We start from the raw sequence: 1,608 nt of genomic DNA on the forward strand, positions 1-1,608 counted from the left end.
CGCGACGCCGAGCAGCAGCGACGACGCGGGGCCGGCCGGGCGGCCGTCGCGTTGCGCGAAGCCGGTGAGCCGGTTGCCGGCGGCGACGAGCGGGCGCGTCAGGTGTTCCGCGAGGCGCGGCATCAGCAAGGTCAAGCCGAAGATCGCGAGCAGCACGATCGCGACCCAGCGGCCGGCCTGATTGGCCTGCGCGACCCAGCCGCCGCCGACGGCCGCGAGCGTCGCGACGACGGCAAACGTGAGCGCCATGCCGACGAGCAGCGGCAGGCCGCTGCGGACGAACGGCTGGTCGGCGCGCGCGAACACGAACGGCAGCACGGGCAGGATGCACGGGCTCAGGATCGTGAGCACGCCGCCGAGGTAGGCAAGGACGATGAGCAGCATGGTGCGTTCTCCAGTCGGTCGGGAGTTCGGGGCCGGATCAGGCGGCGGCGGGGTGGAAGGTGAGCGCGAGGCCGTTCATGCAGTAGCGCAGGCCGGTCGGTTGCGGGCCGTCGTCGAACACGTGGCCGAGATGGCCGCCGCAGCGGCGGCAGTGCACTTCGGTGCGGACCATCCCGAACGATGCGTCGGTGTTCGTGGCGACCGCGTGGTCGAGCGGCTTCCAGAAGCTCGGCCAGCCCGTATGGCTGTCGAACTTGGTGGCCGACGAGAACAGTGGGAGGGCGCAGCCGGCGCACGCGAACGTGCCTTGCCGGTGCTCGTCGTTCAGCGGGCTGGTGTACGGCCGCTCGGTGCCGGCCTCGCGCAGGACCGAGTACTGGGCGGGCGTGAGCCGGCGATGCCATTCGGCGTCGCTGAGCGTGACTTCAAAAGGGGCGGCCGTCTGCGGGGTGGCCGGCGATGCGGCGAACGCACGGCCGACCAGCGCGCGGCGGCCGACGGACGACAGCGTCGCGAGCACGGCGAGGCCGGTGGCGCCGGCGAACAGCAGATGTCTGCGGGTGGGCATGATGGGCTCCTGGCGGCAGGTCCTGAAAACATGCGCCCATCGTAGTCAGCGGCCGGTGTCGAAGTCCTCACGGAAAGTTAAATGAATTGTGAAGGTTGGGGTGGTTCGGCGAGGTGCGTCGGAATCCGTCGAAGATCCAATCGGCAAGGGCCTTCGAGGGGGCGAGCCGCCGGTGTTTGCTGAGCACCGGTTCGCGCCGCGTTTTTTAGTGTTTTTCTAGTGTTCGTCGAGCGTGGCGGCCGCTTGACGAATTCCGACCGGCCACCATCAACACGTCTCTGAACGGCCGTTTGGCTGGTGAATACCTCGATGCGTGGTCCGCCAAACATCGTGACGGTCGAGGACGACCTGATTGGCCTGTTAGGGGCGGTGCGGCGGCGCTTGTCGAATTCCGGTGCGCAACTGAGCCTGCATCCTTGCATGCCCGCGTTCGAGCAGCGACGTATCGGGCGTTTCGATTGGCGGTAATTCCGCTTCGACCAACCTCTCCGCCTCAAGCCGCTCGACGCCCAGCGCACGCAGAATTGCGGCGACCACCGGCTCCGGAACGACGTTTTGCGGGCCTTCATTGGTGATTCTGAGGATCGTCGCGAGCGCGGTTCCGGCGATCACGTCGAGCGCGGTGCCGACGCCGACATGGGTGAAACGCCCCAGTG

At 68.2% G+C, this 1,608-nt stretch carries 1 protein-coding gene and 2 pseudogenes; all 3 read right to left on the minus strand.

Annotated elements, in window-relative coordinates; genetic code table 11:
• A pseudogene (locus G3N98_RS39225) lies at positions 1-384 on the minus strand (cytochrome c biogenesis protein DipZ); the annotation flags it as partial.
• 37 nt (positions 385-421) lie between these two features.
• Entirely contained in the window at positions 422-952 is a 531-nt protein-coding gene (gene msrB / locus G3N98_RS39230) for a peptide-methionine (R)-S-oxide reductase MsrB (protein WP_175240535.1), read from the minus strand.
• A gap of 360 nt (positions 953-1,312) precedes the next feature.
• A pseudogene (locus G3N98_RS39235) lies at positions 1,313-1,608 on the minus strand (TetR/AcrR family transcriptional regulator); the annotation flags it as partial.

The sequence above is a fragment of the Burkholderia sp. Tr-20390 genome (genome assembly GCF_017104595.1).
In the GTDB taxonomy this organism is placed as follows: Bacteria; Pseudomonadota; Gammaproteobacteria; order Burkholderiales; family Burkholderiaceae; genus Burkholderia.

Bases quoted from the DNA above. Each gene is read 5' to 3' on its own strand.
- msrB (WP_175240535.1), bottom strand. From the start codon at position 952: ATGCCCACCCGCAGACATCTGCTGTTCGCCGGCGCCACCGGCCTCGCC.